The sequence below is a fragment of the Bradyrhizobium sp. CCBAU 11357 genome (assembly GCF_028128865.1).
Taxonomy (GTDB): Bacteria; Pseudomonadota; Alphaproteobacteria; order Rhizobiales; family Xanthobacteraceae; genus Bradyrhizobium.
The window spans coordinates 303,560-329,802 of record NZ_LBJW01000016.1; the positions used below are offsets into that span (position 1 = coordinate 303,560).

Annotated in this window: 26 protein-coding genes, 1 tRNA gene and 1 pseudogene; 11 read left to right on the forward strand and 17 right to left on the reverse strand. The window is 65.4% G+C overall.

Translation table 11 applies throughout. The annotated features are described in order from the left end of the window. Positions 1-82: 82 nt before the first annotated feature. The 5 genes from XI05_RS04825 to XI05_RS04845 form a co-directional block, all read right to left on the reverse strand. The gene (locus tag XI05_RS04825) at positions 83-262 is read right to left on the reverse strand and encodes a hypothetical protein (protein ID WP_271499134.1); all 180 of its coding nucleotides are present in this window, start codon (positions 260-262) and stop codon (positions 83-85) included. Between the two features lie 186 nt (positions 263-448). Further along, on the reverse strand, positions 449-1,207 hold the full coding sequence (locus tag XI05_RS04830; RefSeq protein ID WP_271499136.1) for a Crp/Fnr family transcriptional regulator: 759 nt from the start codon (positions 1,205-1,207) through the stop codon (positions 449-451). Further along, positions 1,207-4,374, reverse strand: coding sequence for a CheR family methyltransferase (locus XI05_RS04835; RefSeq protein WP_271499139.1), 3,168 nt, complete (start codon positions 4,372-4,374; stop codon positions 1,207-1,209). The genes XI05_RS04830 and XI05_RS04835 overlap by 1 nt, the downstream gene beginning before the upstream one ends. Before the next feature lie 185 nt (positions 4,375-4,559). Further along, a complete protein-coding gene (locus XI05_RS04840) occupies positions 4,560-4,829 on the reverse strand; it encodes a hypothetical protein (protein WP_271499141.1) in 270 nt (89 codons plus the stop codon). A gap of 10 nt (positions 4,830-4,839) precedes the next feature. Beyond that, complete coding sequence (locus tag XI05_RS04845; RefSeq protein ID WP_271499143.1) at positions 4,840-5,847, reverse strand: chemotaxis protein CheB; 1,008 nt, start codon at positions 5,845-5,847, stop codon at positions 4,840-4,842. An 86-nt stretch (positions 5,848-5,933) separates the two neighbouring features. Between XI05_RS04845 and XI05_RS04850 the strand changes: the two genes are divergently transcribed. Further along, positions 5,934-6,332 (forward strand): response regulator, encoded by a 399-nt coding sequence (locus tag XI05_RS04850; RefSeq protein WP_271499145.1) that lies wholly within the window; start codon positions 5,934-5,936, stop codon positions 6,330-6,332. Positions 6,333-6,709: 377 nt separating this feature from the next. Here the strand turns inward: XI05_RS04850 and XI05_RS04855 are convergent, their stop codons facing one another. Next, positions 6,710-7,492, reverse strand: coding sequence for an SDR family NAD(P)-dependent oxidoreductase (locus tag XI05_RS04855; RefSeq protein WP_271499147.1), 783 nt, complete (start codon positions 7,490-7,492; stop codon positions 6,710-6,712). A gap of 160 nt (positions 7,493-7,652) precedes the next feature. Here XI05_RS04855 and XI05_RS04860 point away from each other — a divergent pair, with 160 nt between their 5' ends. The 6 genes from XI05_RS04860 (at position 7,653) to XI05_RS04885 (ending at position 13,401) form a co-directional block, all read left to right on the forward strand. Continuing rightward, positions 7,653-8,828, forward strand: a complete 1,176-nt coding sequence (locus tag XI05_RS04860) for a zinc-dependent alcohol dehydrogenase (RefSeq protein ID WP_271499149.1) — start codon at positions 7,653-7,655, stop codon at positions 8,826-8,828. A gap of 11 nt (positions 8,829-8,839) precedes the next feature. After that, on the forward strand, positions 8,840-9,409 hold the full coding sequence (locus tag XI05_RS04865; RefSeq protein WP_271499150.1) for a hypothetical protein: 570 nt from the start codon (positions 8,840-8,842) through the stop codon (positions 9,407-9,409). Further along, positions 9,390-10,994 (forward strand): alpha-amylase family glycosyl hydrolase, encoded by a 1,605-nt coding sequence (locus tag XI05_RS04870; RefSeq protein ID WP_271499151.1) that lies wholly within the window; start codon positions 9,390-9,392, stop codon positions 10,992-10,994. Before XI05_RS04865 ends, XI05_RS04870 begins: the two co-directional genes overlap by 20 nt. 165 nt (positions 10,995-11,159) lie before the next feature. Beyond that, a complete protein-coding gene (locus tag XI05_RS04875; protein ID WP_271499153.1) occupies positions 11,160-11,339 on the forward strand; it encodes a CsbD family protein in 180 nt (59 codons plus the stop codon). Further along, entirely contained in the window at positions 11,336-12,490 is a 1,155-nt protein-coding gene (locus XI05_RS04880) for a DUF305 domain-containing protein (RefSeq protein ID WP_271499155.1), read from the forward strand. The genes XI05_RS04875 and XI05_RS04880 overlap by 4 nt, the downstream gene beginning before the upstream one ends. A gap of 128 nt (positions 12,491-12,618) precedes the next feature. Then, positions 12,619-13,401, forward strand: a complete 783-nt coding sequence (locus XI05_RS04885) for a Crp/Fnr family transcriptional regulator (RefSeq protein WP_271499157.1) — start codon at positions 12,619-12,621, stop codon at positions 13,399-13,401. Positions 13,402-13,459: 58 nt separating this feature from the next. On the opposite strand, the gene XI05_RS04890 is transcribed toward XI05_RS04885, so the two are convergent. Continuing rightward, on the reverse strand, positions 13,460-14,068 hold the full coding sequence (locus tag XI05_RS04890; protein ID WP_271499159.1) for a cysteine hydrolase family protein: 609 nt from the start codon (positions 14,066-14,068) through the stop codon (positions 13,460-13,462). Between the two features lie 94 nt (positions 14,069-14,162). Here XI05_RS04890 and XI05_RS04895 point away from each other — a divergent pair. Further along, a pseudogene (locus XI05_RS04895) lies at positions 14,163-14,330 on the forward strand (formate dehydrogenase accessory sulfurtransferase FdhD); the annotation flags it as partial. 132 nt (positions 14,331-14,462) lie between these two features. Here XI05_RS04895 and XI05_RS04900 read toward each other — a convergent pair. After that, positions 14,463-14,547: transfer RNA gene (locus tag XI05_RS04900), tRNA-Leu, on the reverse strand. A gap of 190 nt (positions 14,548-14,737) precedes the next feature. Further along, positions 14,738-14,980, reverse strand: a complete 243-nt coding sequence (locus XI05_RS04905) for a FliM/FliN family flagellar motor switch protein (protein ID WP_018647371.1) — start codon at positions 14,978-14,980, stop codon at positions 14,738-14,740. A gap of 80 nt (positions 14,981-15,060) precedes the next feature. Between XI05_RS04905 and lipB the strand changes: the two genes are divergently transcribed. Then, entirely contained in the window at positions 15,061-15,810 is a 750-nt protein-coding gene (gene lipB, locus XI05_RS04910) for a lipoyl(octanoyl) transferase LipB (RefSeq protein ID WP_271499161.1), read from the forward strand. 58 nt (positions 15,811-15,868) lie between these two features. Here the strand turns inward: lipB and XI05_RS04915 are convergent, their stop codons facing one another. Further along, positions 15,869-16,291 carry a tautomerase family protein gene (locus XI05_RS04915; RefSeq protein WP_271499163.1) on the reverse strand — a complete coding sequence of 141 codons (423 nt, stop codon included), beginning with the start codon at positions 16,289-16,291 and terminating at the stop codon, positions 15,869-15,871. 111 nt (positions 16,292-16,402) lie between these two features. On the opposite strand from XI05_RS04915, the gene XI05_RS04920 reads away from it, so the two are divergent. Further along, the gene (locus XI05_RS04920; protein WP_271499165.1) at positions 16,403-17,254 is read left to right on the forward strand and encodes a LysR family transcriptional regulator; all 852 of its coding nucleotides are present in this window, start codon (positions 16,403-16,405) and stop codon (positions 17,252-17,254) included. A gap of 12 nt (positions 17,255-17,266) precedes the next feature. Here the strand turns inward: XI05_RS04920 and XI05_RS04925 are convergent, their stop codons facing one another. Genes XI05_RS04925 through XI05_RS04935 form a run of 3 tightly spaced genes read right to left on the reverse strand, consistent with a single transcriptional unit; the run spans position 17,267 to position 19,939 of the window. Continuing rightward, positions 17,267-18,703: a TIGR01777 family oxidoreductase gene (locus XI05_RS04925; RefSeq protein ID WP_271499167.1), complete on the reverse strand. Its 1,437-nt coding sequence runs from the start codon at positions 18,701-18,703 to the stop codon at positions 17,267-17,269. Further along, positions 18,700-19,365, reverse strand: coding sequence for a DUF4166 domain-containing protein (locus XI05_RS04930; RefSeq protein ID WP_271499169.1), 666 nt, complete (start codon positions 19,363-19,365; stop codon positions 18,700-18,702). The genes XI05_RS04925 and XI05_RS04930 overlap by 4 nt, the downstream gene beginning before the upstream one ends. A 16-nt stretch (positions 19,366-19,381) precedes the next feature. After that, on the reverse strand, positions 19,382-19,939 hold the full coding sequence (locus XI05_RS04935) for a GbsR/MarR family transcriptional regulator (RefSeq protein ID WP_172783297.1): 558 nt from the start codon (positions 19,937-19,939) through the stop codon (positions 19,382-19,384). Between the two features lie 140 nt (positions 19,940-20,079). Here XI05_RS04935 and XI05_RS04940 point away from each other — a divergent pair, with 140 nt between their 5' ends. Further along, positions 20,080-21,597 (forward strand): PAS domain-containing sensor histidine kinase, encoded by a 1,518-nt coding sequence (locus XI05_RS04940; protein ID WP_271499171.1) that lies wholly within the window; start codon positions 20,080-20,082, stop codon positions 21,595-21,597. 48 nt (positions 21,598-21,645) lie between these two features. Here the strand turns inward: XI05_RS04940 and XI05_RS04945 are convergent, their stop codons facing one another. From XI05_RS04945 to XI05_RS04960, 4 genes are all read right to left on the reverse strand, one after another. After that, positions 21,646-21,945 carry an acylphosphatase gene (locus tag XI05_RS04945; protein WP_271499173.1) on the reverse strand — a complete coding sequence of 100 codons (300 nt, stop codon included), beginning with the start codon at positions 21,943-21,945 and terminating at the stop codon, positions 21,646-21,648. Beyond that, a complete protein-coding gene (locus tag XI05_RS04950; protein ID WP_271499176.1) occupies positions 21,942-22,808 on the reverse strand; it encodes an isocitrate lyase/PEP mutase family protein in 867 nt (288 codons plus the stop codon). Before XI05_RS04950 ends, XI05_RS04945 begins: the two co-directional genes overlap by 4 nt. Before the next feature lie 155 nt (positions 22,809-22,963). After that, positions 22,964-24,979 carry an acetyl-CoA carboxylase biotin carboxylase subunit gene (locus XI05_RS04955; RefSeq protein ID WP_271499179.1) on the reverse strand — a complete coding sequence of 672 codons (2,016 nt, stop codon included), beginning with the start codon at positions 24,977-24,979 and terminating at the stop codon, positions 22,964-22,966. Between the two features lie 189 nt (positions 24,980-25,168). Beyond that, the gene (locus XI05_RS04960) at positions 25,169-26,239 is read right to left on the reverse strand and encodes a zinc-binding metallopeptidase family protein (protein WP_271499181.1); all 1,071 of its coding nucleotides are present in this window, start codon (positions 26,237-26,239) and stop codon (positions 25,169-25,171) included. Between the last annotated feature and the right edge of the window lie 4 nt (positions 26,240-26,243).

The following is a 26,243-nucleotide window of genomic DNA, read 5'->3' on the forward strand; positions in this document are numbered from 1 at the left end:
TCGATGCCTGGCCTCGTTGCCTGGCAAACGATTCAACGTTCCGGAGAGGGAACGGTTGCCTGCTTCTGCGAAAAGACCGGAGTTACGATTCCTCGTTATCCCGGCGCGCCTTGATCTCGGAGCGCAGCATGGCACTCTCCATGATGGCCACCCGCAAATCCTTGACGGTTTCATTGTAGTGACCGATGACATGCCTGTGCCGCTCTCGGAGAGCGCGGCTTTCTTCGATGGCGCGTGTCGCGCGGGCAAGCAGGTCGGGCATGCGTCATGATGCGCCCAACCTGCCGAGCGTGCACTTGCATAGGTTACTCAAATCCAGCCAGTGGCTCAAAAAGCTTTCGTGAGTTAACCTGGATCAAGCGACCGCAACCTTTGCGGAGCGCTCTTTCAACCGTCAGCCGTGGCCGTAACTGGAATCGACGTGGCTTTCCGCGCCGCAAACGCTCCCTCATCGCGCCGATTCAGTCCCTCGATACAGGCGCAGATAGCTCGGCGAATACAGCGCCGCGTTCTTGAGCGCATCGAGGTCCGGAATGGTCAGCGTCCGCTCGCGCAGCACGATCAGCCCCGCCGCGCGCAGCTCCTGGAGCGTCCGATTGAGGTGAACGACGGAAAGACCCGTGGCATCGGCGAGATCCATTTGCGTCGCGGGCATGAGGCAGGAATTGCCGTCGACCATTCCCACCGGGCGCAGCCGCTCGACGATTTCGCAGAACAGATGTGCCACGCGCTCCAATGCGACGCGGCGGCCGAGATTGATCGCCCATTCGCGCTGGATTGCGCTGTTGAGCAGCGTCTCGCACCAGAACGCTTCCGACAGCGTGGGGCTGTTGGCGAGCAGTTTCTCGAAGCGGGCGCGCTTGATCTCGGCATAGGCCACGGGCGTCAGCGCCACGATCGAATGGTCCATCTCGGCAAGCAGATAGGCATGCGCATCGCAGCTTTCGCCCGGGAAGATGAAGTTGACGATCTGTCGCCTTCCGTCCTCCAGCGTCTTGTAGCGGCCGAGCCAGCCCGACAACAGGATTCGGACGGCGTCGACGGAATCGCCCTCGACGATCAGATCCTCACCCGACCCGGCACGCTGCAGGCCCTCGAGCATGGCGTATTCCAGCGACGCGCGGGCCTCGGTCGACAACGGCCGCAGCGCGCTCAGCCGGCGAATGGCCGGCTCCAGCAGGCTGCGATCGGCTGTCGACAACGGCATCAGGCGGCCACCACCGGTGTGTGGAAGGCACGCTTGGTCAGGGGGATGGTGATGGTGCATTGCAACCCGGCCGGGTTGAACGTCATCGTGGTCTGCCCCTTCAGCTCGAACGCCAGCGTGCGCTCCAGAAGCTCGGTCCCGAATCCTTTTCGCGGCCTTGCCGCCACGGGCGGCCCGCCGCGCTCGCGCCATTCGAACACCAGCTCCGCCGGATCGGTGCTCTCGTCGACGCGCCAGGCCACCTCGATGCGCCCGCTCGGCTGACTCAAGGCGCCGTATTTGAGCGCATTGGTCGCGAGCTCGTGGATCGAGAGTGCGAAGGTTTCGGCGGCCTTTGGCTGGAAGCGGATTTTGGGGCCCGAGACCCGCATCTGCTCGCCTTCCCTGGCATTGTAGGCGAGCAGCTCCTCGACCACGAGATACTCCAGATCGACGCCGCCTTCGGGATCGCGCGTCACCAGCGCCTGGGTGCGGGCGAAGGCATTGAGACGTCCGTCGAGATGGGAGGCGTATTCCTCCACGGTCGAGCTCGTTTCCGCCGAGCGGCGCGCAATCGAGCGCACCACGCCGAGGGTGTTGCGAACCCGGTGCTGGAGCTCGGCCAGCAGCAGGCGCTGCCGCTCCTCGGCACGGGTGATTGCAGTGACGTCGATGAAGGTGATGACGACGCCCGCGATGAAATTGTCGATGCTGCGATATGGCAGGATGCGCACGATATAACGCGTGCCGCTGTCCGGCGCGCTCAGCTCGCGCTCGACGCTGGCGAGCGTGCGCAGGACCCGGCGGACGTCATCGTAGAGCTCCTCGATCGGGATACGCGCCTTGATATGGCTGATCGGCCGGCCCGTATCGGTCTCGATCAGATGCAGGAGCTGGGTGATCGCGGGGGTGAAGTTCATCACGCGCAGCTCGTTATCGAGGAAGACCGTAGCAATCTGCGTGCTCTCGAGGAAATTCTTCAGGTCGCTGGTGGCGCGCGTCAGCTCCTGAACACGGTGCGCCAGCTCGCCGTTCACGGTGGTCAGTTCCTCGTTGACCGACTGCAGCTCCTCGCGCGAGGTCTCGAGCTCTTCGTTGGCCGACTGCAACTCCTCGTTCAGCGATTGATATTCCTCGTTCGAGGACTTCAGCTCCTCGTTGGTGCTCTCGAGCTCCTCGATCGTCGCCTGAAGGCGCTCGCGCGTGGCCCGCAGATCGTTCTCGAGGCGCTCGACGTGCTCCGTGCGCACCAGCGCGTTCGGATCGCCCTGGTCGGATTCGACGGTTCGCGCCGGGCCGTCCTTGAACAGAGCGACGAAATTGCGGTGGCCACCGACGCCGTCCTGGATCGGCTCGACGGTGATGTCGACGAGGACGCGGTGACCGTTCACGCCGAGCTGGACCTGCTCGGCATGAGCGGTCTCATTGGTGTCGGCGGCGCGGCTAAGCGTGGTGCGCAATTCCAGCCGGAGATCGCGGTGCACGAGCTGCAGCAGGTCGAGCGTGGCGGCCCCTGCCGTCGGCTCGATGTAGCGGCCGGTGCGCCCGGAGAAATGCAGGACCTGGAAATTCTCGTCGGTGATGACATAGGCCGGCGCATAGCGCTCCGCGATGCGCTGCGCGCGCCGCTCCAGGCCGACATCGGGGCCGAACGAGCGCAACGCCGGGACCTCGACTGGCACCCTGCCGGTTGCGGTCGCGATCGGAAATTCCGGCGGCAGCCGCGTTCCCGTCTCGAGCTTCTTGAAGATCCGGGCGCGGCGGTCGACCGGGGCGAACAGCTTCGGATGCCGGGTCACGTTCTCGGAATTGCCGAGGAACAGATATCGCTCCGGCAGCAGCGCGAAATGGAACAGCGGAATGACGCGGTTCTGCAATTCGGCATTGATGTAGATGAGAAGGTTGCGGCAGGAGACGAGGTCGAGCTTCGAGAACGGCGCATCCTTGATGACGTTGTGCTGCGAGAAGATGCACATCTCGCGCAGCTCCTTCACCACGCAATAGGTATCGCCCTCGCGCACGAACCAGCGCGCCAGCCGCTCGCTGGTCATGTCCGTCTCGATGTTGGTGCGATAGCGGCCGACGCGGGCGGTCGCAAGCGCCCGTCCATCGATGTCGGTGGCGAAGATCTGGACCTGCGGCACGGAATCCGTCCGCGCCATGTGCTCGCGCAACAGGATGCCGATCGAGTAGGCCTCTTCGCCGGTGGCGCAGCCGAGCACCCAGACGCGGACCTGCTGGCCCACCCCCTTGCCCTCGAAAATCTTCGGAACGATCTGCGTCTCCAGCACCTCGAACTCGCGCTTGTCGCGGAAGAATTCGGTGACGCCGATCAGGAGGTCGTTGAAGAGGTACTGCGCCTCGTCCTTGTCGTTACGAAGGAAGTCCACATAGGCGGCAATGTCGTCGATCCGGACCACCTGCATGCGCCGCTGCACCCGGCGCAAGAAGGTATTCTGCTTGTAGCCGTGGAAATCGTTGCCGGTCTTGTTTCGCAGGATGTCGGCAATGCGCGACAGCGAGCTGGCGGCCGCGGCCAGGACCTCGTCGAAGCCCTGCTTCTCCTCCAGACGCCTGAGATGACGGGCATAGACCTGGATGTGCTCGGGGATATCCTCGGGCGGCAGCACATAGTCGGCAATCGCGGCGGGCGTGTTGCCGTCGAGATGCCTGGCCTCCTCCGCGTTTGCGATCTTCTCGGCGATGGCGAGGCCGCCGTGATCCTTCAGCGTCGCCGTGCCCAGCGTGCCGTCGCCCCCAGTGCCGACAAGGATGACACCGATCGACTGCTCGGCGCGCTCCTCGGCCAGCGAGACCAGGAAGCTGTCGATCGTGGCGCGTTCGCCGGGCGCCTGCTCGGCCTTGCGGATTGCGAATCGATCGCCCTGGATGGTGGTGATCATGGCCGGTGGACACAGATAGATCGTGCCGCCTTCGATCGGGCGGCCGTCGGCGATCTCGGCGATCTTGTTGCCGTTGGATTTTTGCACGATGTCGCGCAGCCGCGGCTCGTCGAACGCCTCGTGGTGCTGCAGCGCCAGCACGATGGCCTGATCGGCCCCGACCGACATCTTGGCGAAGAAGCGCTCGATGCTGTCCAGCGCGCCGGGCGAGGCGCCGACCCCTATGATCAGCGGGGTCTTGCTCTGACGGTTTGCATCGACCGGCTGGTCGCCGTTTTCGGTCATGGCTCTGGTGGCTCACTGGCTGGCGGGAACCCGTTGGGCGCCCCGCCCTGCAAATAGCAGAATTCAATATTATCCCAACACATCAAAGCCAAAAATGTCTCGGGCGTCTCTTTGACCCAGCTGGTCCGATTCAGGGACAAGCGCGAGAGAGCGCTGCTGCGCTGCGTCGAGCGGACCCGGTCCCCCTAAGCTTCCGGATTGACCTCGCGCTGGAGAAAGGCCACGCGCTGCGCGATCAGGACGCGGTGACGCTCCCATTCGATCAGGGTTTGCTTAAGCTGGCTGACCAGCCGCTCCACCTGGCACGTGTCGCGCCCGCCGGCCATCAGCTCGCGCACCCGATCCTCCTGGTTGCGGATGCGCTGCCATCCCTCCTCGATGTCCTGATCGGCCTTGACCAGCAGGCGTTGCTCGGCATCGAGCTGTGCGGTCCGTTCGGCAAGGGAGACGGCCATGGCAGCGCCTTCACGCCTCCCGCTTGGCGACGGAAGGATCGAGCGACTTTAGCACGACGCGCCGGATCATGTCGGCATATTCGCGGTATTCGAGCGCGCGAGCCTCGTACATCTCGGCGACGGCAGCCCGGCCGCTGCGCTGGCCGTCGGCCGCCATGCGCTGCATCAGCTCCGCCCGCTCCTCGATGATCCGCAATGCCACGCGCATGGCTTCATCGACGCGTCCCTCCTGCTCCTTGGCGAGCGCATCGGCGGTGAAGCCGTGGCCGACCTGGCAACGGAAACGCATCGGGCGGGCGCCTTTCACCTCGGAAAGTACCCCGCCGCAGGCGGGACAGGTCACGGCGACAGGGTCAGCCATCGAGACCAGATTGTCGCTTCCAATCCGCTCACCGGCCGCGATCTCGACCTCGAGCCGGATCTCGGGCGGTATCGGCAGCACGACGCCGGCCTGCTCCCTGACGAGCTCGGACAGCACGTCGCCCATGGTGGCGCCGGGAACGCAGAGGTCGACCGTGGTCGCCTCCATGGCGCGCCGCGGCATCTCGTCGGAGATCGCGTCTGCGGGGTCCTGCACCACGGCCAAGCCGCCGCAGCGTTTGATGGCGTTGAGGCCGGACGCACCGTCGGACAACAGGCCGCTCAGGAGCACGCCGATGACGCGCGGCCCGTAAGAGAGCGCGGCCGAGCGGAACAGCGCATCGATCGCCGGCCGCACCATGTTCTCCCGCGGGCCGCGACCGAGGAAGATGCGGTCCTCCGTGACGAGAAGATGATGATCCGGCGCACCCAAATAGATCTGACCGGGCTCGATTTTCATGCCGTTTTCGGCCTGCCGCACCGGGAGCGGCCCGGCACTGCCGGCCACGGTGGAGAGGATGCCGATGCCCTGCGCCGGAATGTGCAACACGATGAAGACGGCGGCCGGCAGGTCCGCGGGCAGACGGCTCAGAATCTGCTTCAATGGAGCGGTCGCCCCGGCTGAGCCCCCGATGACAATAATGTCGCGGTTAGCCATGGAACCCGGCTCCAATTGCGTCGTTGCAGTTTGCACCAAGGCGGATTGCCGGCTTATGTTCCTGTGCGTTTGGAGGCCTAGACAGCATGGCGGCATTGTCGCATCAGCGCGCAGAGCTTAGGGGGCGCCGCATCTTCGTGGTGGAGGACGAGTATTTTCTCGCCGATGACATCGGCAAGACCTTCCGCGCGCTGGGTGCGGAGATCGCCGGTCCCGTCGGCCATCTCGAAGACGCGCACAAGATCCTGCACGACGGCAGCGTCCTGGACGGAGCCGTGCTCGACGTCAACATCCGCAGCGAGATGATCTTTCCGATCGCCCGCGAGCTGAGAGCGCGGAACGTGCCGTTCGTGTTCACGACCGGATACGACAAGATCACGCTCGGTCCGGAGTTTCAGGACGTGCCGCTACTGGAAAAGCCGATCGATCTTCAGGCGATGGCGCGGAAGCTCGCCGGGCTCATCGCCGAGCAGCCGATCTCGTAGATAACGGTTGAAAGGTCGCAACCGAGCGACCATCAAAATAGATGAGCGATGGCAAGCCAGGCGGTCACCACCAGGCAAAGCACGACTGCGGCGTAAGGTAGCGCGATGCGCAAGGCGGCAACCTCCCCCACCTTCAGCTCAACATCATCCAGACGATTGCAACCAACATCACGAGAAAACCCGTAACGGCAGTCGCGATAAAGGCGTGTTCGATGCGATCCATCGCCACAGCCGCCCCCTTTGTTCAGCCCGTACAATTTGACGGTTTGAGGGCCACGCCGCATTAGGCTATGTGAATCAGACTATGTGAATCGAAAGTCTCTTTTCTCCGCCGCAAAGCGGTTCGCGCCGCTCCGTTAGATTGCGTGCGCGTCGCTCTACGACCTTGCGGTCCCCGGCTCCGCCATCTTGCGATGCTGCTTGGCCAGCATTTCGTTCGGCGTGACGTTCGCGACCGTCGTCTGGATCTTGTTCTTCAGCCCGGTGACGATATCGGCCTCCCCGCGCAGCATCGCATCGAAGCCGGCCCTGGCGACGTCGTAGGCGCCGTCCTTTTTCTCGGTGCCGACCTTGGTGTCCATCATGTCGGCGCGGCGGAAGAACTCGGTCTCGGTCGCACCCGGCATCAGGCAGGTCACGGTCACGCCGCTGTCGCGCAGCTCCTCGCGCAGCGCAAAGGAGAATGAATCGAGGAACGCCTTGCTGGCGTTGTAGGCGGCCTGGAAACTGCCCGGCATGAAGCCGGCGATCGAGCCGGTGATCAGGATGCGGCCGGCCCTGCGGCGGAGCATCTCGTTGCCGACGCGGTGGATCAGATGCAGCGTGCCGGTGATGTTGGTGTCGATGAGGTGCTTCACCCTGGCAAAGTCCTGTTCGAGGAACGCCTTGCCGAGGCCGATGCCGGCATTGGCCAGCAACGCGTCGATCGGCCGGTCGCCGACCGCCGCGCACAGCTTGTCGACGCCCTCGGTGGTGGCAAGATCGGCCTCGACCGGCTCCACGCTGCCGCCGAGCCGGCGCAGATCGACGGCCACGCGCTCGATCTGCGGCTCGTCCGCGGCGATGACGAGGTTGAACCCGGCCTGCGCGCAGCACCTGGCGAGTTCCAGACCGATGCCAGTTGAGGCGCCGGTGACGACGGCGAGTTGATTGGCGGGCATGCGGCAATCCTTGAGCTCTTGCGGTTGAGGCGATCACGCTTAATCGCTGCCCTGCTCTCTCGTTCCTATTTGCGCAGCGTGCAGAATTTGCGCGCGGCGATAGCAACCATCGTTTGTGCCTGGACTTAGATGCCACGTGGCTCAACCGGGAGGACGGACGATGAAGGCGCTGGTCTGGCACGGCAAGGAGGACATCAGGTGCGATACCGTCACCGACCCTGAGATCCAGGATCCGCGTGACGCCATCATCAAGGTCACCAGTTGCGCCATCTGCGGCTCCGACCTGCACCTCTTCCACAATTTCATTCCGGGCATGCTGCCCGGCGACATCATGGGCCACGAGACCATGGGCGAAGTGGTCGAGGTCGGCTCGGGCGTCGACGGCAAGCTGAAGAAGGGCGACCGCATCGTCGTGCCGTTCACGATCATTTGCGGTGAATGCGACCAGTGCAAGCGCGGCAATTTCTCGGTGTGTGAGACCACCAACCGCAAGCGTCATTTGGCCGACAAGGTGTTCGGGCACGCCACGGCGGGCCTGTTCGGCTACACCCATCTGACCGGCGGCTATCCGGGCGGCCAGGCCGAATATCTCCGAGTGCCCTTTGCCGACGCCACCCACATCAAGGTGCCCGCGGGCATTCCCGACGAGCAATTGCTGTTCCTCAGCGACATCTTCCCGACCGGCTGGCAGGCCGCCGCGCAATGCGACATCGAGCCGACCGACACGGTCGCGATCTGGGGCTGTGGCCCGGTCGGACAGATGGCGATCCGCAGCGCCATCCTGCTCGGCGCCAATCAGGTGATCGCGATCGACTGCCTGCCGGAGCGGCTCAGCATGGCCGAGGCCGGCGGCGCCACCACGATCAACTTCGAGACCGAGAGCGTGGTGGAGCGGCTCCAGGAGCTGACCGACGGCAAGGGTCCGGAAAAATGCATCGATTGCGTCGGCATGGAGGCGCATGTGATGCCATCTCTCCCCGACACCCTGCTCGACCGCGCCAAGCAGATGGTGATGGCCGAGAGTGACAGGCCCCACGTGCTGCGCGAGATGATCTATGTCTGCCGTCCCGGCGGCATCATCTCGGTGCCAGGCGTGTACAGCGGCCTGTCCGACATGCTCCCGATGGGCGCCTTCATGAACAAGGGCCTGACCATGCGAACCGGCCAGACCCACGTCAACCGTTGGACCGACGATCTGCTCCGCCGCATCGAAGAAGGCGAGATCGATCCGTCCTTCGTCATCACCCACACCGTCCCGCTCGCCCAGGGACCGGAGATGTACCAGGTGTTTCGCGACAAGCGCGATTCCTGCGTCAAGGTCGTGCTGAAGCCCTGAAGGAGCAAGCCATGTTTCACTTCTCCAACATCGTGCGTACCAAGGGCGACCCCAAGATCGTCGCGGGCGGACCGACCCTGAAGCAGCCGGCGGACCAGCTCGCGCGCGCACTCGGCTGGTTCAGCATCGGCCTCGGCGTCGTCGAGCTCTTCGCACCGAGGCGCGTCACGCACACGCTGGGCATGGAAGGCCGTGAGACGCTGGTCCGCGCCTTCGGCGTGCGCGAGATCCTTGCCGGGATCATGTCGCTCTCGGTCGACAAGAACGCCGGCCTATGGGCCCGTGTCGGCGGCGACGGCCTCGATGCCGCCGCGCTGATGTCCGGGCTGACGTCGGACAACCCCAAGAAGGGCAACATCGCCCTGGCTCTGCTGATGGTCGGCGGCATCGCCGTGCTCGACTACCGCGCTGCGCAGGACACCAAGCCGCGCCGCCCGCCGCGCGATGCACGGCGCAAGCTCTATCCGAACCGCAGCGGTTTTCCCAAGGGCATCGAGAGCGTCCGAACGGCGGCAAGGCAGATCGCGGCACATCCCAAGACCAACGAGGTGAAGCAAGGTGATGAGCGTCGAGTCCCGTGACGAAGCTGCGTGGTGGGAATCCGCGGTCATCTACGAGATCGCGCTGATCTCATTTCAGGACTCCAACGGTGACGGCAAGGGCGACCTTGCCGGACTGTTGTCGCGCATCGACTATTTGAAATGGCTCGGCGTCGATGCGGTGTGGCTGACGCCGATCCACAAGAGCCCCTTCCGCGACCTCGGCTACGACATCTCCGACTATTGTTCGATCGATCCCGCCTTCGGCAGCCTCGAGGAGTTCGATCGCCTGCTCGAGGCGCTGCACGGTGCGGGCATCCGGCTCATTCTCGACCTCGTCCCCAATCACACCGCGCACGATCATGCATGGTTCGTCGAGAGCGCGAGCTCGCGCAACAGCGCGAAAGCGGATTGGTACATCTGGGCCGAGCCCGCCGAGAACGGCGGACCGCCCAACAACTGGCTGAGCCGGTTCGGCGGCAGCGGCTGGGAATGGTGCGAGGCGCGCCGGCAATATTACTATCATTCCTTCCTGGTCGAGCAGCCCGACCTCAACTGGCGCAACCCACAAGTGCGCGCCGCGATCGCCGAGACCATGCGGTTCTGGCTCGACCGCGGCGTCGACGGCTTTCGCGTCGACGCCAGCGCGGTCCTGATCAAGGACCGGCTCTTGCGCGACAACCCGCCGAACCCCGAGGCCGAGGGCAAGCCGCCGCCGCAGCGGAACACGACGGTGTTTACCGACGACCGGCCCGAGACGATGGATTGCATCGAGTTCATCCGGGAGGTGATCGATGGCTATCCCGGGCGGATGCTGTGCGGCGAGGTCCAGGGCAAGACCGACCGCATCGGCCACTTCTACGGCAACGACCGGCCGCGCCTGCATCTTCCGCTCAACTTCGCCCTGCACGATTCCAAATGGGACGCCCTCTCGCTGCAGGCCACGATCGACGCCTATCTCAACGCCATCCCGGACGATGGCTGGCCGGTCTGGGTCATCGGCGGCCACGACAAGCAGCGGATCGCGAGCAAGATCGGCGAGGCGCAGATGCGCGTGCTGGCGATGCTGCTGATAACGCTGCGGGGAACGCCGTTCTTCTTCATGGGCGACGAGATCGGCCGCAAGCGCGTGCCGATCCCGCCGGGCCGCGTTCACGATCCCTTCGAGAAGCTCGTGCCTGGCTATGGCCTGTGCCGCGATCCCGAACGCGCACCGATGCGATGGGACGACAGTCCCGACGGCGGCTTCACCACGGGCCGTCCATGGCTGCCGCTCGAGTCGCCCGATGGTGCAGCCAACGTCGCCGGGCAGCAGCGCGACGCGCGCTCGATCCTGGCGCTGTTTCGCGCGCTGATGGCGCTGCGGCGCGAGCATATTGGTTTGCAACGGGGCGAATACGAACCGCTGCGGTCGCAGAACGATGTCCTCGCCTACAAGCGGCTGGATGGCCGTAACGAGCTTCTGGTCGCGCTCAATATCGCGGCCGAACCGCGGAAATTCCACTGGCAAGGCCGCGGCCGTCTCTTGATGTCGACGCATCTGGATCGACAGGCCGAGTCGGTGCCGGATGCGTCCATCCTGCTCCGCGGCAACGAAGGCGTGATCATCGCGCTCGAACCTCGGTGATATCAGCAGGAACCATCCGCGTTTCGAAGAGTCTCATCAATGCTTTCCGGCGTCTCCCCCCGCCGCCGGAGGCAGTTTGCAAGACCGCAGCCCCGGCGCCCACGCCCCCTTCAGGCGCCGGGGTAGCGGCGTGAGCCCGTCGGCAGGACATATCGGAGGCAGCTCATGGGCAAGACCAAAGGTCTGCAGCAACGAATCGCCGGCAAGGCCAAGCAGGCCGTCGGCGAGATCATCGGCGACCAGGATCTGCACGATGACGGCAAGGCGCAAGCCGAGCGCGGGCGCGCCGAACAAGACAAGCCGAGCGAGCTCAATCCGCTGAAGAAGCTCAAGCAGCTGACGTGAACGCAGAGCCGCGACCAGCGCTCGCGAGTGGGGCGCGGCGCAGCATCGGCGAGCGGCGGCGTTCGCGCTGGATTGCCGCGGCCGCCCTCGGCCTGATCAGCAGCACGTTCTCGACCATAGTCAGCCAGCTCTTCGCCGCCCGCATCGGCCGCGATGCCGCGGTCGACTGGATGACGGTTGCCGCAATTCCAGCGCGCGATTGGGCGATCAGCTCCGAGCCATCCTGGGGCGCAATCCTGACCGGGATCGCCTTTCACCAATGGGCCGATTTTTCCTGGGCGTTGGTTTTCTTTGGCGTGCTCGGACGCTGGACGGCCGACTTGCGGCCGATGACGATCCTGCTGCTGGCGCTGCCCTGGGCCGTGTTCTCTTCAGGCATGGAATGGTTCGTGCTGGTGCCGCTGTTTCCGTTCTGGCAGCCGCTGTTCACGCTGCAACAACCCTACTGGATCGGCCTGCTGGTCCACGGCTCCTCGGCCGTGATGTATCCTCTGTTCGCGCGCCTGCGCTGGAAGCGCGGGACTGCGCCTGACAGCGACGTGCGGTTCACCAACATGTGGATGACCGGCGCGCTGGCCGTGATTGCGGTGCTCGGTGCGGTCGCGATGTTCGGCGGTCACGGTTACGAGCCGCCGTGGATGGGCCGCGACAGGGATCACGACCAGGCCTACATCCGTCACATGACCACGCATCATGCCCAGGGCATCGAGCTGGCTCGGACGGCGGCCGAGCGCGCGCAGGATCCACATCTACGGAAGCTCGCGATGCTGATGGTCGCGAGCCAGACCGGAGAGAACCAGATCTTCGAGAATTGGTGGCTGAGCTGGTTCGATACGGAGATGCCCGATTGCAGCACCGAGGAGCGTGCGGCGATGCCGGGCTTCCTGACACCGGCCGAGATGCGCCAGGTCAAGACCGCGCCGCCGGACCAGTTCGACACGCTGTTCGTCGAGGCGATGAGCAGGCATCACCGCGGTGCGGTCAGGATGGCCGACCAGATGTGGCACAGCCGCGGCGACGCTCGCCTGCGCATCATGGCGCACGCCATCCGCCACGCGCAGCAGGGCGAGATTGCGCTGATGCACGGCACGAGCGGCGTCGCCGCCGTGACCACAGGCGTCCGCAACATGCTCGGCGACAACGTCAATTGAGTGCGAGGAACCTTGGATCGGCGAGCGGCTTGCTGCCTCCCCGATACCCCAAGCGAACGTATCAAACGTTAATGCTTTCCGCCGTCGTTCTCGGCCACACTCGGAGCCGATGGGGGATCGGAGATCAAATGCAGGCAGGATTTGCATTCTCGAAACTCGCCGACCGCCTGACGAGCCTCGTCGAACTGACCCCGGACCATCTCGATCTGCTTGCGGACATGCCGAGCAGCATCGCGCATTTCGGCGCGCATCAGACCATCCTGCGCCACGGCGATGAGGCAACGCAATGCTGCCTGGTGCTCCAGGGATATCTGTCCTGGCAAAATGACGAAAGCGCAGATGGCCAGATCACCGCGATCTGCGTGCCCGGCGACATCGCCAACCTGCAAAGCCTGTATCGCCCGCGCATCGAGGGCAACCTGACCGCACTCGGCCCCGCAATCGTCGCGCTCGTGCCGCACCGTTTCTTTCGCGAGCTCGCGGTGCGTTCTCCGGCGATGTCGCATGCCCTGCTGTTGATTCTGCTTGCCGATCACGCCATCCAGCGCAACTGGACGGTGAACCTCGGCAGCCGGGACGCATTGACGCGCGTGGCGCATCTGCTCTGCGAGATCACCGTTCGGCTGCAAGCCGTCGGGCTCGCCAGAGACTTCAGATTGTCCTCGCCCTTCACCCAGTCCGACCTCGCCGCGGCCTGCAGCATCTCCCCGGTCCATGCCAACCGCACCATCCAGGAGCTGCGCCGCTGCAATCTGCTGCAATGGCAGGGCAAGACCTTGACCATCACGGACTGGCCAGGCCTGGTCCGGCTTGCCGGTTTCGACCCGGCCTATCTGAACATGCGATCCGGCGCAGACCACGCGCAGCCGCCGCATGCGAGACCGGTGACCGCCGACGTCGCAGTCGCTTGATCTGCCTCGATGGCGGCGAGGAAGCTTGTGCAGCCCGATGAGGTCGGATCGTAGCTCCCTACTCCCGCCAGATCTCGCCCAGCTCTTCTGCCGTCACCAAGTCGACCTGGCCGTGGAAGCGGGTGCGATACATCGTCATGAGCGCATCGTGGCCGACATCGGACGAGCTGCACAGCGCGTCCTCGATGATGACGATCCTGAAGCCGAGATCGACGGCGCTCAGGACCGTCGAGAGCACGCAGACGTCCGTTTCCGCGCCCGATATCACGACGGTGCCGACGTTCTTCTCGACCAGCAGGCTCGCAAGACCGGGATTGCTGAACGCGGAATAAGCCGGCTTGTCGATCACAGCGGCCGGCGGAACGAACCGAGCCAAGGCCGGCACGACCTGCAGAGCCGATGATGGCAGATGCCTGCGCGTCGCCTGGCGCCAGCGGCGGAAATAGCTCTGCCATTGCCCCGGTCGATCCTCCGGATCCTCAGGGGTGATGAAACGCGTGAAGATCGTTCTCTCCGCATGGCGCGAAACGACCGAGACGACCGTCGGCAGGACGCGCTCCATCCACGGCGTCGCCCAAAGGCCGTCGGGGGCGAAAATGTTCTGCATGTCGATGCACAAGTGAACGGCGCCGCTGATGTCGGCGACATCGGACGTGCTGTCCCTCATCGTTCTCGCCCCCCGGTCATGTGGCACTCATTCATGACGAGAGATCGGAGCCTCTCGCACGTCCACCCAAAACCCGAAATGCCATCGCAAGTTCCTGCGCGTCCGGAACCTTGCTGAGATGGTGCAGAAAACCGCAGCGATCGGCGCCGGGATCGTCGTCGGCATGTCAGCGCCGATAGCGCGTGCAATCCCAACGGCGGAGGCCCGTGGCATCGCCCTGATCGGTATTGCGCGAGGAAACGCGTTCGAGATCTTCAGTCATCCGGCGCGGGTCGCGATGGCGACGGACGCGGAGCGGCCCCTGGCGGCACCACGTCGCGGCGGGCGCGATGCGACCCGACCGGAATTGATCGCCGGTCCCGAAAATCTGAGTGATTTCAGAAACAAGGACTTATGGTGCGCTCGGAGGGACTCGAACCCCCACGGTGTTACCCACTGCCACCTCAAGGCAGCGCGTCTACCAGTTCCGCCACGAGCGCAAGGAGATGCCGGCCTGAGGCTTGAAGGCTGGCCGGATCAGCGGCCGCCGATCTAACAAATCCATCAGGGGGATACAAGCCTGCAATAGCCCCGAATTTCACAAGCCTGGCAGGAAAAACGCCACGCTCCCCAGGAGATCGGCCTTATCGGATATCCAGGGCGCCAGCCCGTTCCCGTGTGGCCCGGGGCCTACCGGGTCCCTGGCGAGCGCGGCAACATCTGCTTGACCTCGACCGCGATTCGGTTGCGGTCGACCAGCACGACGCCGGAGGCGACCGGCAGATTATTGGCGAGCACCTTGACCTCGTCGGCCTCGGTTGCATCCAGCTCGATGATGGCGCCGCGGGAAAGACGTAATACCTGATGGATTGGCATGGTGGTCGTCCCGAGGACGACCATGAGATCCACGGTGACTTTGTCGAGAGTGGGCACTGTCAGGACCGCCGCAACTTGAGACTTGCGCCAAAGGACTTGGCATTTGCTCCTGATCATCACCACGTTATGGTTAGCCAATGGTTAATTCGCCCTACACCCCCCGCCAGGATCAGCGTCAAGACCTCGATTTGACGTCGTTTTCCGCCGCAGGCGGCGAAGCCGTCGAGTGGCGGATTTCGGACGCTCCAGTGCCCTATCCGGACGCGGTGGCCGCCATGGAGACGCGCGTTGCGGCGATTGCCGCGGGCGAGGCGCCGGAATTGGTCTGGCTGCTCGAGCATCCCCCGCTCTACACCTCAGGCACATCGGGCAAGGAAAGCGACCTGCTCGATGCCCGATTCCCGACCTTCGCGACGGGCCGCGGCGGGCAGCTCACCTATCACGGGCCCGGCCAGCGCGTGGCCTACATCATGCTCGACCTCAAGCGCCGCCGGCCGGACGTGCGGGCCTATGTCGCGAGCCTGGAGGAGCTGATCCTGAAGACGCTCGCCGCCTTCAACGTCCGCGGCGAACGGCGCGAGGACCGGGTCGGTGTCTGGGTGAAGCGGTCCGACAAGGGACCTGAGCACGAAGACAAGATCGCGGCGATCGGCGTCCGCCTGAAGCGCTGGGTCTCGTTTCACGGCATCGCCATCAATGTCGAGCCGGAGCTGTCGCATTTCGCCGGCATCGTGCCCTGCGGCGTCGTCGACCCCCGCTACGGCGTCACCTCGCTTGTCGATCTCGGCCGGCTCGTGACCATGGCCGATGTCGACATCGCGCTCAGGCAGGCGTTCGAAGAGCTGTTCGGACCGACCCGCGCGCTGCTGCCCGAAGCGGCCGCCTAGGCGCGTTCACCGTGCGCAGCCGGCCGCGGGTGAGATCGTTCACCCGCGGCCTCCCGCATCACGCCGCCTGCAGCGAAACCTCGAGCTTGCCGGCGATGTAGCGCCGTTCCTGGGTCAGGCCGCCAAAGCCGTAGGCATCGCCCTTGACCTCGTCGACATGCAGGTAGGTCTCGGGATGCAGCGGGCCCAGGATCTCGGCCATGCGCTTGAACATGGCGGCGAGATACGCCGCCTTCTCGTCCTTGGTGTTGGTGCCCTCGGTGACGTGGATGTCGATCCAGTAGCTGGCGAGCTTCTGCTCGGCGAGCGACTTGCCGCCGGCGAACCAGTCGCCGGCATCGACCGACTTCACGATGATGGCGGTGACCTTCGGGTCCTTGTGCAGGATTTTTGCGGTGAGCTCGGACACGGCATTGGCGATGTCGGCCTTCAGCGACGGCGACTGGCGGGACGAGGTGTAGGACACGGTGATCAGCGGCATGGTGGTTCTCCGTAAGATGCCACGCGACCTGCGCGGCGTTGGTGAGAAGCTAGACCTGCAGGCGTCATTTTGGTATCTTATCCCTGTTGATATCAATGATAACGATCGCTAATGACAGCCGCACTCGACATCGCCACCGTTCAGGCCTTCCTGCTGGTCGCCGACCTCCAGAGCTTTACCCGCGCCGCCGAGGCGCTCGGCACGACGCAGGCGGCCGTCAGCCTGAAGCTGCAGCGGCTGGAGACGCTGCTGGCAAAGCGGCTCGTCGAGCGCTCGCCGCGTGCGGTCCGGCTCACCGCCGATGGTGCGGCCTTCCTCGATCGCGCCCGCGCGCTGATGGCGGCGCATGATCGCGCGCTGTCGGGCGACGCGTCGCCTGCCCAGTCGCTCACACTCGGCATCTCCGATCACGCCGCGGGACCCGAACTGGTGCCGCTGCTCGAACGGTTGCATGCGATGTCGTCGAACCTCACCCTCGCCGTCGCCATCGGCTTCTCGCGCGAGATGCAGGATGCCTATGATGCGGGCGAGCTCGATGCAGTGATCGTGCGCCAGGAAGGCAGCCGCCGCGGCGGCGAGAAGCTGGCCGAGGACGAGTTTGGCTGGTTCGCGTCACGGCGTCTCACCCTGCCGAAGGGCGAACCATTGCCGCTTGCGACACTCGCCCCGCCCTGCGGCGTCCGCGCCGTCGCCGTGCGCGCGCTCGACAAGGCCCGCATCCCCTGGCGCGAACGCTTCGTCGGCGGCGGCGTCACCGCGGTGGTCGCTGCCGTGCTCGCCGGTCTCGCGATCGCGCCGCTGGCGCGGCGGATCGCACCTCCCGGCCTGATCGATGTCGGGGCGGCGCTCAGGCTGCCGAAACTCGGCAGCTCGAAGGTGATGCTGCATTCGAAGATCAGCGATCCGGCCAAGCTCGCGGCGCTGCGTGCGGTGGCGGCGACGTTCAAGAGCGCCACAGCTTGACGCCGCGAGCGCCTACAAGATCGCCTCGAACGCACTGCGCAGCGTCTCGTGCCGAAAGACAAAACCGCGGCTCAGCGCCTTGTTGGGCAGCACGCGCTGGCCGCCGAGCAGGAGCTCGTCGGCGAAGCCGCCGCCGATCCGGCGGAGCAGGCCGCCGGGGATACGGAACACCGCAGGCCGGTGCAGGCGGCGGCCGAGTTCTTCCGTGAATTTTGCATTGGTGACGGGGATCGGCGCGGTGGCATTGACGGGACCCGCCAGATCCGGCGTCGCGATCACATAGGCGATCAGGCGGATCAGATCGTCGCGTTCGATCCAGGACATCCACTGCCGCCCGGTGCCGAGCGGACCGCCGAGGCCGAACTCGAACGGCGTCAGCGTGCGCGTGATGAAGCCGCCTTCGGTGCCGAGCACGAGGCCGATGCGCAAATACACCACGCGCACGCCGAGCTGCTCCGCCGGCCGCGCCGCTGTCTCCCAGGCCGCGCAGAGCTCGTGGCTGAAGCAGGCATGAGATTTGGCCGATTCGGTCAGCACCTGGTCGGCCCAAAGGCCGTACCAGCCGATCGCCGAACCGCTGATCAGCACCTCTGGCTTGCGCGCGAGCCGCGCGATCAGCCTGACGACCTCGCCAGTCGTGTCGACGCGCGAGCCGATGATCTTGGCGCGCTTCGCCTCGGTCCACAGGCCGTTGCCGATCGGCTCACCGGCGAGGTTGACGATGGCATCGATCTGCGCGTCCGAGCCGAGCTGATCGAGGCTGGTGATCAGCGTCACCGGCGGCGGCAGCATCTCGGCTTTCGCGGGATTGCGGATCAGCGCGATGACGTGGTGCCCTGCCCCGCTGAGGCTTGCGGCGAGCCGGCTGCCGATGAAGCCGGTGGCGCCCGATATCAGCACGGTCTTGCGGCCGGGTAGCTTTTCGACAAGTCCGGCCGCCGGCACGCTTCGCATGCGGGCGAGCCGCCGCATCGCCGCAAAATCCCTGACGCCGCACAGCGCAGCGCCGATTGCGCAGGCGGTCGCGGCGATGCTGAGCAGGCCCTGATAGACGACGGTCACGCCGACGGGCTGCATCGCCCAGGCGATCAGCGCGGGCAGCAGCAGCACCAGGATGGCGCCGTAATTGATCGCAAGCAGCGTGTGATTGATGCGCTCGCTCGGCGGCAGCTTGCGGCTCAGATCCTCCTCGACGAAATCCATCAGCGTGATGACGATCTCGGCAACGAGCACGGCGATGATCAAGACCGCCAGAACACCATAGACCTCGAGCCAGCCGAGCACCAGGAACAGCAGCGCATAGAGCATGTTGCGGATGCCGTGCAGCTTCAGCTCGAAGCGCTGCGACGGCCGCCAGGCCAGGCGCTCGGTGAATTCGTGGTGATAGAAGGTGTCGAACACACCCATCACGATCTGGATGGCGATGAGTGTCCACAACAGCGGCGTCATGATACGGCCTCCCTGAACAGGACGGACTGATGGATCAGCGCGCCGCGACGCGGGTGAGTGACGTCGAGGGTGAAGCGGAAAGCGCCCTCGTCGAGATCTCGATGCGTCACGATCAGCTCGCCCGGCGTCAGCCAGCGCGGCAGCGGAAGCCACAGGCGTCCAAGCTGGAGCCCGTAGCCGGCGCTGCGAAAGATCAGCACCTGATCCTCGACCGCGATGCGCAACGCCATCGATACGCCGAAGCCGACATATTCCTCGAGCCCCGTCGGACCGGCAAAACGCTTGGCGGAATGGATCACCTGCGGAAAGCCGCGCTTGCGCGCGCAGATGCGCGTCCAGGTCTGGCCGCCGGTCGCGCCGTCCTCGGTGACGGTGACGATCATGGGCACACCGATGTCGCGGCCGGTGGGCAATGGTCCGCCGATCAGGCGCGCGGCCTGCGCGAACCACCAGCCGAAATCGCTGAAGGCGATCTCGTCGACCACGCCGACATAGACGACACTGTCGCCGTCGGCGACGCGCTTCGAGAAGCGCCGCCAGGTCGCGAGCGGCAACCGGCCCCAATCCTCGTCCGACAGCAGCGCGCGGAAGCGGCGGTCGTCGAGCAGTCTCGTGTGAGCGGAGGTCGATGCGTTGGAGCCTGATAGTCTTGCCGACGTCATCGCACCCTCCTCGACACTATTTGACCTTGCCCAGCGGCAGCAGGTTGGCGATCTTCTCGCCAAGCCGCATCAAGGCGACCAGCCGCGGCCGCGGCACTTTCAGCATCTGCATGAACCAGTGGTCGGCGAGCTCGGTGAACGCGAGCATCTCCTTCAGGCGCTTGGCCGCGACGGGACTGATGCCGGGATCGTCGGTGGCATCGGACACGCAGGCGCGAAGCGCTGCGATCGCCGGGTCGATCTCCCGCTCCTTGCGCCGAGCCGCGATCCTCGCAGCGATCTCCCAGATGTCAGTCTCGGCCTCGTAATGGTCGCGGCGGTCGCCCAGGATCGGCACCCGCCGGATCAGGTTCCAGGCGAGCAGCTCTTTCAGCGAGTTGGAGACGTTGGAGCGTGCCATGCCGAGCGTGTCGGCAATGTCCTCGGCGGTCATCGGCGCCTCGGCGAGATAAAGCAGCCCATGAATCTGGCTCACCGAGCGATTCACTCCCCACTCGTCGCCCATATCGCCCCAATGCAGGATGAAGCGCTCGACGGCGGCGGGAAGTTTCTTCTTTCCGGTTATTTCTGTCATGACAGAAATATCTGACGAACCCGATTTCTTGTCAAGAAGAAGCCTTGCATACGGCCCCCAAGGCCTGCCTAAAAATGTCCCAGAGGGCGGGAACCATCCCGACCTCTTCGGCGTTTGTTCCCGTCGAGGCGGGGTCCGGAATGGCCGAAAAGTTCAGTCAACAGAGAGACCTGTTCGAGAGCGAGCGCAGTTTTCGGCTGTTGGTTGAGGGTGTCGCCGACTACGCCCTCTACATGCTTGACCCAAACGGGACAATCACCAGCTGGAACATCGGCGGCGAACGCATCAAGGGTTACTCCCCCGAAGAAATCCTCGGCCAGCATTTTTCCCGTTTCTACACCGAGACCGACCGGGCCAATGGCAAGCCGGCGCGGGCGCTCGGAATCGCGCGCGAAAAGGGCCGATACGAGGAGGAAGGCTGGCGCGTCCGCAAGGACGGCACGTTCTTCTGGGCGAGCGTCGTGATCGACCCGATCTACGAGGACGGCAGGCTGATCGGCTTCGCCAAGATCACACGCGACATCACAGAGCGCCGCAATGCCCAGCTCAAGCTCGAGGCGATGCAGAAGCAGCTGGCCGAGTCGCAGAAATTCGATGCGCTCGGACAGCTCACCGGCGGGGTGGCCCACGACTTCAACAATCTCCTGATGATCATCAGCGGCAGCCTTCACATCCTGAAGAAGAGCGCCGCCGACGACTCCAAGCTCGAGCGCGCCATTTCGGCGATCGACACCGCGACCAAGCGCGGCGCAGCGCTGACCAACCAGCTTCTCACCTTCGCCCGGCGGCAGAGCGTCAACCCGCAGGCGATCGATTTTTCCGAACGCGTCGCGGCCATCCGCGAGGTGCTCGAAGCGGGCGTCGGCAGCTCCGTGCGTCTCGCCTTCGACATCCACTCCGACACCTGGCCGATCAAGGCCGACGCCTCCGAGCTCGAGACCGCGCTGCTCAACCTCGTCATCAATGCCCGCGACGCGATGCCGGACGGCGGCACGGTGACGATCGCGGCACGCAACGTCGTGCTGAACGAGGCGCCCCTCGTCGGCGATTTCATCGCGATCGACGTCCGCGATACCGGGCTTGGAATTCCCTCCGACGTCCTCGACAAGATCTTCGAGCCGTTTTTCACGACCAAGGCGATCGGAAAAGGCACGGGCCTCGGCCTTTCGCAGGTCCACGGCTTCGCCCACCAGGCCGGCGGCACGGTGAAGGTCGCAAGCGAGCTCGGCAAGGGTACGACCTTCACCATCGTCCTGCCGCGCGGCACGGATGTGCCGTCGCGGGAGGCATCGGGAACGGCGTTCCGCGGCAGCGGCACGGTGCTGCTGGTCGAGGACAATCCCGATGTCGCGCTGGTCAGTATCGGTCTTCTGGAGCAGCTCGGCTATCAGGTGCGCCGCGTCGCCGATGCCGAAGCGGCATTGCGCGAGATCGAGAGCGACGGCGTCGATTTCGTGTTCTCGGACATCGTCATGCCCGGCAAGATGGACGGCCTCAGCCTCGCCCATCACCTCCGCCAGATCCGTCCCGGCCTGCCGATCCTGCTCGCCACCGGTTACAGCGAGGTCGCCGCCGGCGTGCGCGGCGATTTCCCGATCCTGCGCAAGCCCTACGAGATCCACGAGCTGAGCGAAGCGATCGCGAAACTGCCGAGGTGACGGCTTGTCCCGCCTCTCCCCCGCAAGCGAGGCGAGGAGTCGACACACCTACACCGTCGGCAGTACGGAAAACGCTTCCCCTGCCCTGCGCAAATTCAGCTCATCCACGCTTGCGGTTTCACTGGTGACACTGTCGACGCGCGAGAGCGGCGGGCCGTGGCGGCACAGCGCGACCATGTCGGCAACGTGCGTCGGCGCACCCGCGAACAGCGCTTCCACGCTGCCGTCACGGCGGTTGCGGACCCAGCCTTCGAGGCCACACGCGGCGGCCTGGGACTCCACCCAGGCCCGATAACCGACGCCCTGCACGCGGCCGCGGATCATGACCTGGAGAATCACCCGGCTCATGGCTTCGATCCGAGCCAATCGGCGCTACGCGCCTTGACCGCGGCCTCGCGCGCAACGCGGGCCATCAGCTCCGACGATGCCAGGCCCTTGAGGCTCTTTGGCGCCGTGCCCTCGCGCAACGCCTTCTGCGTCTCGTACACGGCTTGCGTCGCCGCGGCGATCGGCGCATGGCCCTGCAGCGCGATCCGGACGCGCTGGCCCGCAAGATAATCGAGCCCGCTCAATTCCTCCGACGCGCCGCCGAGCACGATCGACAGGCGCGTGGCGGCGGCAATCGCCTCGAGCTCGGCGCGCGACTTGATGCCGGTGAAAAACAGCGCATCGACGCCGGCCGCCTCATAAGCCTTGGCGCGGCGCACCGCATCCTCGATCGAGGTGATCGCGGCTGCGCCCGTGCGGCCCATGATGACCAGCGAGGGATCGCTGCGGCCGGTGAGCGCCGCCTTCATCTTGCCGACGCCCTCTTCGAGGGAGATCAGCTGCGCCTTCGTCTCACCGAATGCCGCGGGCAGCAGCGTGTCCTCGATGGTGAGGCCGGCCGCGCCGGCCGTCTCCAGCTCCTGCACCGTGCGGCGCACGTTGAGCGCATTGCCGTAGCCGTGATCGGCATCGACGAGCACCGGCAGCGCGGAGGCGCGGGACATCCGCCGCATCTGCTCGGCGAGCTCGGTGAGCGTGATCAGCGTGACATCGGGGTCGCCGAGCACGGCCAGCGAGGCCACCGATCCGCCGAACATGCCGAGCGGAAAGCCGAGATCCTCGGCAATTCGGATCGAGATCGCGTCATAGACCGAGCCGGGATGGACGCAAATTGTGCCCGACAGGGTGGAGCGCAGTATCTCGCGGCGGGATCGAAAGGCCATGGTGCCCTCCCAATTGTTGCGACGCAGCCGCAACATACTCCGTTGCAAGCGTAGCGAAGCAATCCAGAGTCTTTCCGCAGAGGCAGTCTGGATTGCTTCGCTGCGCTCGCAATGACGGTGTTCGTGGGGCCCGGCGAGAGACCCACTCACACGCTTTACGCAAACTCCAGGATCAGCGCGTCGACCGCAAGTGTCGCGCCGGCGCTGGCGTGGATCTTCTTCACCGTGCCGTCCTGCTCGGCGCGCAGCACGTTCTGCATCTTCATGGCTTCGACCACGGCGAGCGTCTCGCCGGCCTTGACCTCCTGCCCCTCGTTCACCGCGATCGAGACGACGAGGCCCGGCATCGGGCAGAGCAGCTTCTTGCCGCTGTCGGAGGCCGTCGTCACCGGCATCAGCCGCGCCGAGGTCGCTTCCGCTTCGGTCCAGACGTAGACCGGCACCTCGACGCCCTGATGCGCGAGGCGGATGCCGTTCGGAATCGGTCGGGCCTGCACGGCGACGAACTGCCCGTCGATGGTGCCCTGCCAGACCGGATCGCCCGGCTTCCACGGCGACTGCAACAGATGCGCAGTGCCGGCCTTGCCGTTGGCATCGATGAAGCGGATCGCGATCGCCTCGCCTTCGCGCGCGACCTCGAGCAGGATCTCCTGGCGGTCGAGCCAGACTGCGCGACGGCGCTCGCGCTGCACGACGCGGCCGCCCATCTGGCCGGAGATCTGCCGCTTGCGCGCCCCCAGTACATGATCGATCGCGGCGCCGACCGCGGCGATGCGCCGCGCGACCTCGCCTTCGGGCACCCGCACCGCAAAGCCCTTGGGGAATTCCTCGGCGATGAAGCCGGTCGAGAGCCGGCCCTCGCGCCAGCGCGGATGATGCATCAAGGCCGACAGGAACGGGATGTTGTGCCTGATGCCGTCGACATAGAACGAGTCCAGCGCGGTCGCCTGCGCCTCGATCGCGGCCGCGCGCGAGGGCGCATGGGTGACGAGCTTGGCGATCATCGGATCGTAATGGATCGAGATCTCACCGCCCTCCTGCACGCCGGTATCGTTGCGGATGGTGATGCCGTCCTTGCTGGCCTCCGCCGGCGGGCGATATTTCACGAGCCGGCCGATCGAGGGCAGGAAGTTGCGGAACGGATCTTCCGCATAGAGGCGGGACTCGACGGCCCACCCGGTCAGCGTGACGTCCTTCTGCGCGATGGCGAGCTTCTCGCCGGCGGCGACGCGGATCATCTGCTCGACGAGGTCGACGCCGGTGACGAGCTCGGTGACGGGATGCTCGACCTGGAGGCGCGTGTTCATCTCCAGGAAGTAGAAGCTCTTGTCCTGGCCTGCGACGAACTCGACCGTGCCGGCGGAATCATAGTTCACGGCCTTGGCGAGCGCGACCGCCTGCTCACCCATCTTTCGGCGGGTCGCCTCGTCCAGCAGCGGCGACGGCGCTTCCTCGATGACCTTCTGGTTGCGGCGCTGAATCGAGCATTCGCGCTCGCCCAGATAGATCACGTTGCCATGCTTGTCGCCCAGCACCTGGATCTCGATGTGGCGGGGATCGACGATGAACTTCTCGACGAAGACGCGGTCGTCGCCGAACGAGGCCTTCGCCTCCGCCTTGGCGAGGTTGAAGCCCTCGGCGACCTCGGCCTTGGAATGGGCGATGCGCATGCCCTTGCCGCCGCCGCCGGCGGAGGCCTTGATCATGACGGGGTAGCCGATCTCGTCGGCGATGCGGACCGCGTGCTTGTCATCCTCGATGACGCCGAGATGGCCCGGCACGGTCGAGACTTTTGCTTTTGCGGCGGCCTTCTTGGACTCGATCTTATCGCCCATCGCGGCGATCGCGCCTGGGTTCGGGCCGATGAAGACGATGCCGGCGGCTTCCAGCGCGCGCGGAAACGCCTCGCGCTCGGACAGGAAGCCGTAGCCGGGATGCACGGCCTCGGCGCCGGTCTTCTTGCAGGCCTCGACGATCTTCTCGATCACCAGATAGCTCTCGGCCGCGGCCGGCGGGCCGATCAGCACCGCCTCATCGGCCATCTCGACATGAAGGGCATCGCGGTCGGCCTCGGAATAGACCGCAACCGTCCGAATTCCCATCTTGCGGGCAGTCTTGATGACCCGGCAGGCGATTTCGCCGCGATTGGCGATCAGAATGCGTTTGAACATGCTTTTCTTGAGTCTCGACCTTGGGCGGGACCCCTTCCCTGGCCGTTCGAGCCTATGGGAGGGGCCGTGTGGCTCCCGTGGTACATCAAAATGGGCCGGAGGCAACGGTCTAAATCCGGGGACTCTGGCGTACCAGCACAAGACCGAAATGGGCCGCCCGGCGCGCCCTGGGCACGCCGTGCGGCATCCCTAGGGCTTCCCAGGCTTGGCCACGTCCCGGACCAGGTCATGGATGAAGCCCAGCTTGCCGACCACCGCGGACGACAGGATAAAGGGATAGAGGTCGCGCAGGCCCATGGCGCGGTTGACGCTGTTCATGGCGAAGGTGAAGGGCAGCCATGCGTTCACCAGCGCCTCGACATCCCTCGCTTCGTAGGGGTTGAAGCGGATGCGCGCGGTCAACTCCCCGCCGCGGTCGATCTTGGGACGCACCTCCATGCCGAACTCGGCGGCCATTTCCAGGGTGTCGACGATGTGGAGGTAATGCGCCCAGGTCTCGGCAAAATCCTCCCAAGGGTGGGTCGTGGCATAGGCCGAGACGTAGTTCTGCTGCCAGTCCGGCGGCGGCCCTTCGGCGTAGTGACGCTGCAACGCCTGGCCGTAATCGACGGAATCATCGCCGAAGACGGCGCGGCACTGGTCGAGCTTGCCGCCATCGCGCACCAGCACGTCCCAGAAATAGTGCCCGACCTCGTGGCGGAAATGCCCGAGCAGCGTCCGGTACGGCTCGCCCATCTCGAGCCGGCGCCGCTCGCGCTCGATGTCGTCGGCCTCGGTCAGTGCGATCGTGATCAGGCCGTTGTCGTGGCCGGTCATGACCTTCTCGCCGCTGTGCGGATCATCGGCGAGAAAATTGAAGATCAGGCCATGCTCGGGATTGTCCTGGCGGGTCTGGAGCGGCAGCTTCCAGCGGATCAGGGAATAGAATAGACGGTGTTTTGCCACCTCCAGCTCGCGCCAGCCGGCGAGCTGCGCTGGATCCGAGAGGTTTGGCACCGTCCCATTGTGACGGCAGGCGCGGCAATAGCCAGTGGTATCGGCGGCGTCGGTCAGCCAGTTGCAGGCGTCGTACTCGGCATTCCGGCACAGCATCCGGCTTTCGCCCTTGTCGGCGAGGATTCTCCATGCCGCCCCGTCGGCCTCGATCGCCGACATCGTCTCCTTCTCCGGCAGGAAGCCGATCCGATGGCCGCAGCGTTCGCAGGCGCGGTTCTCGAAATAGAGGACGTTGCCGCAGGCCTGGCAGACAAAGAGCTTCAAGATT